At 52.9% G+C, this 7,284-nt stretch carries 5 protein-coding genes, 2 tRNA genes and 1 other RNA gene; all 8 read left to right on the top strand.

Annotation, left to right across the window (positions count from 1 at the left end; all coding sequences use genetic code 11):
- On the top strand, positions 1-757 hold a 757-nt coding region (locus tag AB1690_00660), incomplete at its 5' end, for a GTPase (protein MEW6013811.1).
- Positions 758-915: 158 nt separating this feature from the next.
- Positions 916-989 (top strand) — tRNA-Ile (locus AB1690_00655).
- 27 nt (positions 990-1,016) lie between these two features.
- Positions 1,017-1,090: transfer RNA gene (locus AB1690_00650), tRNA-Val, on the top strand.
- Between the two features lie 177 nt (positions 1,091-1,267).
- Entirely contained in the window at positions 1,268-1,984 is a 717-nt protein-coding gene (locus tag AB1690_00645) for a C4-type zinc ribbon domain-containing protein (GenBank protein MEW6013810.1), read from the top strand.
- Positions 1,985-1,989: 5 nt separating this feature from the next.
- Positions 1,990-3,456 (top strand): IMP dehydrogenase, encoded by a 1,467-nt coding sequence (gene guaB / locus AB1690_00640; GenBank protein MEW6013809.1) that lies wholly within the window; start codon positions 1,990-1,992, stop codon positions 3,454-3,456.
- A gap of 44 nt (positions 3,457-3,500) precedes the next feature.
- Positions 3,501-3,882, top strand: an RNA gene (gene rnpB / locus AB1690_00635) — RNase P RNA component class A.
- A 23-nt stretch (positions 3,883-3,905) separates the two neighbouring features.
- Complete coding sequence (recJ, locus tag AB1690_00630) at positions 3,906-5,651, top strand: single-stranded-DNA-specific exonuclease RecJ (protein MEW6013808.1); 1,746 nt, start codon at positions 3,906-3,908, stop codon at positions 5,649-5,651.
- 7 nt (positions 5,652-5,658) lie between these two features.
- Positions 5,659-6,600 carry a methylmalonyl Co-A mutase-associated GTPase MeaB gene (meaB, locus tag AB1690_00625; protein ID MEW6013807.1) on the top strand — a complete coding sequence of 314 codons (942 nt, stop codon included), beginning with the start codon at positions 5,659-5,661 and terminating at the stop codon, positions 6,598-6,600.
- The last annotated feature ends 684 nt before the right edge of the window (positions 6,601-7,284 follow it).

The following is a 7,284-nucleotide window of genomic DNA, read 5'->3' as shown; positions in this document are numbered from 1 at the left end:
AGAAGGCGCCGGGCAGGTGATAATGATTGGTCCGCCCAATTCGGGGAAATCCTCCCTGTTAGCGACATTGACTCATGCCCAGCCGCTAATCGGCGATTACCCTTTCAGCACTCGGGAACCGCTGGCCGGCATGATGCGCTTCGAGACTATCCAGATTCAATTGATAGATACGCCATCAATCGCCTCTGACTTCTACGAAGGCTACCTGACCAATCTGATTCGGGCGGCTGACCTGGCGCTCTTTGTAGCGGATATCTCGACGCCGACAATAGAGAATGAAGTGCGGGCGGTGCTGGAGCAACTGGCAGCAAGGAAAATCCATCTGGCAGCCCGTTCGGCGCCGGCTTCGGAGGACCCCCGCATAGTGCCGAAGGCGACCCTGGTGGTGGGGCATAAGGCATTTGAAGATAATAGCGACCGAGGGCTGGAAATTCTGAAAACGATTTTCCCGGAGCATCCTGTACTGGCAACGTCGATACTGGATGATGGTTCAATGGAGCGACTGAAACGAGAGATTTTTCTGGCGCTCGGAATTATACGAGTGTATACCAAGCGGGTGGGGCATGAGGCTGATTTCAATGACCCGATAATTCTGCCAACGGGAGGTACGGTTGAAGAGGCGGCGATGACTCTGCACAAAGATTTCGCGCAAAGACTTCAATTTGCCCGGGTTTGGGGAAAAGGGAAGTTTGAAGGGCAGAGAGTCAGCAAGTCGTATCAGCTGTCGGACGAGGATATAATAGAGTTTCACCTGTAAAGCCCAGCCGGTGTTGGGAAATATAGCCTATTATCCCCTAACAGGTTTTGGGCTTCTCCGGCGCGCCATTGCGGTAGATTGCCCGGAGTGGTTTAAAGGTTATAAAATAACTTGACGTCGGGGGGGTATATTATTATTATAATAAACTTTAACTTATTGGGCCCATAGCTCAGTTGGTTAGAGCAGCTGACTCATAATCAGCGGGTCCCAGGTTCAAGTCCTGGTGGGCCCAGGATATTTGAAAGAATAGGAAGCCGGAGGGCAATTAGCTCAGCTGGTTAGAGCGTTCGGTTCACATCCGAAAGGTCACTGGTTCGAGTCCAGTATTGCCCAGTTAAAAGATGTCGGAGATGACCGATAGTAAGAATATGCACTTACCCTTTAGAATAAAAAGGGCAGTAAAAGCCGGAATAGAGAAAGACAGGGTAGTAAGCTACGGCGCAGTCTGAACTTAATTTGGACTGCGCTTTTTTTATTTATGACCGTTGATTTTAGGTAAGGAGCCCGTTAATGCAAAGCGATCTTGAGATGCTTCTCAAATTGCAAGTAATAGACTACGACCTGGGGGAGCTGGAGCGTTCGAAAGAATATCTGCCCGATATGATGGAGAATCTTCGTCGGGAGATTGAAGAGGCCGAACAGCAATACCAGAATGCGGAAAAGGAGATAAAGGAAGCGCGGGTGTTGCAGAAGAGCCTGGAGCTGGAGATAGCCGGGAAACAGGGAGAGCTCAAAAAGCTCCAGGAACAGATGATGGCTATCAAGACCAATAAGGAATATGACGCTCTGGTAGGTCAGATTGATAATGTTAAGGGAACTATCAGCGAGAAAGAGACTCTCCTTATTGAAACTATTGAACGGACTGAAAAACTGGACAGTGAAATCGGCGAACTGGAGAAGAAAGCCCGCGAGATACGAGAGCGCAATTCCAAGGAGCTCTCCACTCTTCAGGATAAGATGGATTCGGTCGGTTCCAAAATCGGGATAAAGGAAGATGAGCGGAATAATATCGCGGTGCGGGTACCGAAGCGGGTCATGATGGTTTACGAACGGGTGCGCAAGGTTCGGGGCGGCACGGTGGTAGTGCCGGTGCGCAAGCGGGCCTGCGGCGCCTGCTATAAAGCGCTCTCGCCGCACCGGATTCAGGAACTTAAACGCAACGACCAGATTATTGTCTGCGACAACTGCGGCCGTCTTCTCATCTGGCAGAACGGCGAAAGCGAGTAGCCCCTATGGCAGAGTTTTTTCCGACCGACGGCTTGACCTTCGATGATGTTCTTCTTGTCCCGACCCGCTCGGAGGTGCTTCCGCGAGATGTCGATATCACAACCCGCCTGACCGCTTCCATCAGGCTGAATATACCGATAATTTCGGCGGCAATGGATACGGTGACCGAGTCGCGGCTGGCAATCGCTCTGGCGCGTCAGGGGGGGATTGGCATCATTCACAAAAATCTTGCCCCCGAAATCCAGATGGGGGAGGTCGATAAAGTCAAGCGGTCGGAATCGGGAATGATAGTGGACCCGATTACTCTTCCGCCGGACCGTCCCATAGGCGACGCCCTGGCGGTGATGAAAAAATTCTCTATCTCCGGAATACCGATAACGGAGCACGGCAAACTGGTCGGCATTATTACCAACCGCGATTTGCGTTTCCATAAAGAGCTGAACCTGCTGATAAGAGATGTCATGACTAAAAACAATCTGGTCACCGCCAATGAAGGAATCGACCTGGAAACGGCGCAGGAGCTCCTGCATAAGAACCGCATTGAGAAACTTCTGATTGTCGACGCCCAGAACAATCTCAAGGGGATGATTACTGTTAAGGATATAATGAAAAAAATTCAGTATCCCAATGCCTGCAAGGATGAGCGGGGGAGGCTTCGGGTGGGAGCGGCGGTAGGGGTCTCCGGCGAATTGGAGAAGCGGGCGGAACTTCTGGTCAATACCGGCGTTGACATACTGGTGATAGATTCCTCGCACGGCCATTCGGCCGGGGTGCTGAGGGCAATAGAATTTTTGAAGAAGAGGTTTCCGGACAAACCGGTTATGGCAGGGAATGTGGCGACCAGAGAAGGAACACAGGCATTAATTGATGCCGGGGCGGATGCGGTGAAAGTCGGGATTGGACCGGGGTCAATCTGCACTACCCGGGTGGTGACCGGCGCCGGCATGCCGCAGATTACCGCCGTAATGGAAAGCGTGGAAGCGGCGCGGAAGGATAATATTCCGGTGATTGCCGACGGCGGCATAAGATATTCCGGCGATATCACCAAGGCTCTGGCGGCAGGGGCTGATGCGGTCATGATAGGCTCCCTATTTGCCGGGACGGAAGAGTCTCCCGGCGAAACCGTGCTGTTCGAGGGAAGAAGTTTTAAAGTTTACCGCGGGATGGGCTCGATAGAAGCGATGAAAGCCGGCAGCAAAGACAGATATTTCCAGGAGCATCAGGAAGAGGTCTCCAAGTTTGTGCCGGAAGGAATCGAGGGAAAAGTGCCTTACAAAGGAGACCTGGCTGACTCGGTTTATCAACTGGTCGGCGGGCTTCGCTCCGGGATGGGGATTTGCGGAGCGGGAAGCATTGGCGATTTGCATAAGAAGGCGAAATTTGTGCGCGTGACGCAGGCCGGCATACTGGAATCACATCCGCATTCGGTCAGTATCTCGAAGGAGGCGCCCAATTACCGGCGGATGTTTTAATATATGAAGTTTTTTGTTAACGATAGATATGAACGAAAGCACAGAAAGAGTGAAACACGGTCGCGCTTTATGAAAACGTAAAGTGAGGAAAGTCCGAGCTCCACAGAGCCGGGGTGCCCGGTAACGCCGGGGCGGAGCAATCCGACGGAGAGTGCCGCAGAAACAAGACAGCCGACCCGGACAGTTTCGCGCTGTTCGGGGGTGATGGTGAAACCGAGGTGTAAGAGACCCCGTTCCGCGCGGGAGACCGGGCGGAAGGTAAACCCCACCCGGAGCAAGGCCAAATAAGGAAAAAGGGGAGGCTCGCCCCGTTTGATTTCCGGGTAGGCCGCATAGAACCGGCAGGCAACTGTCCGGTCAAGATAAATGACCGTTACTCCCGACTGGTCGGGATAAACAGAACTCGGCTTATTTCCCTCTTTCTGGCTTCTTGAAAAAGGAAGCCGTCTATGAACTCGGCAACGAGAACCGTCCCTTTGAAATGGGTGGTAGCTCAAGAACCTGATCCCGAATTACTCCAGGAGATCAGCAATAAAACCGGGCTCGATAGAATCATCGCCAAGATTCTTTTCAATCGTCAAATAGATACGCCGGAGACTATTCGTCAATTCCTGCAGCCATCGCTCAAAGACCTTCAGGACCCGTTCACCCTCTACGGAATGGACCGGGCGGTGGACCGGATACTGCAGGCGCTTCGCGATAACGAAAAGATGATGGTGTACGGCGACTATGATGTTGACGGTATCACCGCCGCCTCGCTCTTGTACCTGGTTCTGAATAAACTGGGAGCGCAGGTAAGTTATTATCTTCCCAACCGCCTTATTGAAGGGTACGGGCTCTCCGTGGAGGGGATTAAAGAGGCCTCCGAGCGGGGGGTAACTCTTATCGTCTCGGTCGATACCGGAGTCACGGCGGTGGAGGAAGTCAAACATGCGGCCTCGCTCGGAATCGAATGTATTCTGACCGACCATCATGAGCCGGGGGAAGTTTTGCCGGAGCCGGTGGCGCTGGTAAACCCGAAACAGAAAGACTGCACCTATTCGGGAGGAGAGCTTTCCGGGGTTGGTGTCGCTTTCAAAGTGGCGCAGGCGCTCTATCAGAGACTGCAGCAGGACCAAAGCGAACTGGAGGAACATCTCGACCTGGTGGCGCTGGGGACCTCGGCCGATATCGTGCCGCTGGTCGGCGAAAATCGAATTCTGACCAAGTTCGGTATCAAGCAGATATCGCGCACCAATAAGCCCGGGCTGAAATCGCTGACTTTTGTCTCCGGTCTGATGGGGAAGGATATCGGGACCGGACAGGTCGTTTTTATCCTGGCGCCGCGTATCAATGCCGTGGGGCGACTGGGCGACGCCGAAATGGCGATAAAGCTTTTGACCACCAAAGATGAGCGGGTCGCCGCCGATATCGCGCGGAAATTGGATAAGGAAAATCAGCGGCGGAAATATATCGACGAAAAGACCCTCAACGAAGCCCTGGAGCAGATTCGTCAGGTAGTCGACCTGAGCAATGACCGCGCCATTATACTGGCATCCGAAGGGTGGCATCAGGGAGTAATTGGTATTGTCGCCAGCCGCCTGGTGGAAAAATATCATCTCCCCACCATCATGATTGCCATAGATAATGGCGAAGGCAAAGGGTCGGCGCGCTCCATCCCGGGATTTCATCTCTGTGACGCCCTGAAAGAATGTGAGGACCTGTTGCTGCGGTACGGGGGACATAAATATGCCGCCGGTTTGACTATCAATCCTGCTAATATCGAAAAATTCCGGGAGCGGATGAAGGAAGTTTCCCAGAGAATGCTGACGGATGATGACCTGGTGGCAAAACTCTATATCGATTCCGAAATAGAGTTGAGCCAGATTAATGACCGTCTGCTCGACGTGCTGGAGACCTTCTCGCCTTTCGGTCCCCAGAATATGCGGCCGGTCTTTCTGACCCGCAATTGCGAGATACTGGGACAGCCGTACTGTGTCGGGAAGAATCATCTGAAGATGAAAGTCCGCAAGGGGGATGCCGTCTTTGACGTCATCGGTTTCGGATTCGGCGACTGGGTGCGCAATCTCTCGGGGCGCGGAAATCTGGTTGACCTGGTATATGTAGTCGAATATAATTCCTGGAATGACAGCACTCATATACAGCTTCGTTTGAAAGATATGAAACTGGCCGCCGGCGATATCGGCTCATTCTGAGAGTTCTATGACGGTTTTGGAGCGATTTCTGGGGGGAGACCAGTCGGCGCTGGCGCGGATAATCACCATAATTGAAGACCGGACTGATGGCTATCAGGACATTTTGGCGCGACTTTATCCCCGTTCGGGGAAGGCGCTGAAGATTGGATTTACCGGGCCGCCGGGGGCGGGAAAGTCGTCGCTGGTCAACAGTATCGCCAAAATGCTTCTCGGGCAGGGGAAAAAAGTCGGAATTATCGCGGTTGACCCGACCTCGCCCTTCACGGGGGGGGCGCTTCTGGGCGACCGAATCAGAATGGTCGATATGCCGTCGGATGGGACGGTCTATATCCGCTCGATGGCGACGCGCGGCTCGACCGGCGGGCTGGCGGCGGCGACCGGAAATGCCGCGGTGGCGCTGGATGCTTTCGGGTTTGACTATGTCCTTATCGAAACGGTCGGAGTGGGACAGGTGGAACTCGACATTATCGACACCTGCGATACGGTGGTGGTGACGCTGGTGCCGGAATCGGGCGATGCCGTGCAGGCGCTGAAAGCGGGGCTGATGGAGATTGCCGATATCTTTGCGCTGAATAAATCGGACCGACCGGGGGCGGAAAATATCGCGGCGGAATTGAATATGATTCTGGAGATAAAGAGAGAGAAGCAAGACTGGGAGTTGCCGGTGGTGATGACCGAGGCAATAAACAACAAGAATATCGACCGGCTTCAAAGTAAGATCGAAAAGCATCTTGCCTACCTGCGCAGTTCCGGGCAGTTTGATAAACATCGGCGGGAGCAGATTCGGAAGAAGATTGTCAGTATCGTGACGGCGCAGATAAATGTGGTAGTGCGAGAAAAATTGACCCGAATGGTCGATATTGAAAAAGTGGTGGGGGAGATTTACGAGGGGAAGACTGACCCTTATACGGTGAGCAAGGAGCTGATTCGGTTGTCGGCGATGGGGTGAGGAAGGGATTGGCGGCGACCGATCGACCATTTCCTATGTGCTTTGGATAAAATGATCCCACCGCAAGCGGTGGGGCACCATTGCGTAATTCGATATAATTCTGCAGGTTAACGAAGGCGGTCCGGTCGCCTTTTTTATTGTGTTGGGGCGCAAGGGATTGCGTTATTCGGGAATCTCCTTCGAGAAGGTAACTGTCTGGGGCACAAAATGTAATAGGTTCGTATTCGTTTCGATTCTGGTTTTTGGGGTCTCTCAGTCTCTGGGAAAAGCGGTTTGTGCGTGGAACTTTTTGGGTTTGGTGGTGACGCATATGCAATATCTCCTCTATTTGTACCCCTGTTGTACCGCCAGCAGCGGTTTGGTGGTGAAATTGCGGGGCTGAGGATGAGATGATAGGGTGGGGCAGATGAGGCCTCCGCATAAGGCAGAGGCGCGGAGAAAGTATAGCAGAGCGGCAGGTCACGCTTCGACTGATGTCGGACCTAAGAGCGGCCGCAACTTTGAAGGTACTCCCCGGTTGCGTCAGTTCTTAAGTTCGAATCGTTTCGAACTGTGAACTGACGCATCAGCCAGGATGATATCGGACAGATGACAGCGGCAATAGATGAGGATTGAGCCTATTTGGACAAAATCCCCCGTGGTTTTGATACTTAAGTTGAACCGGACTTCAGAGAAGTTTTCGAT

It is taken from the genome of Candidatus Zixiibacteriota bacterium (assembly GCA_040753495.1).
In the GTDB taxonomy this organism is placed as follows: Bacteria; Zixibacteria; MSB-5A5; order GN15; family PGXB01; genus DYGG01.
Note: the sequence above shows the minus strand (reverse complement) of the source record. Positions and strands in the feature narration are given on the sequence as shown.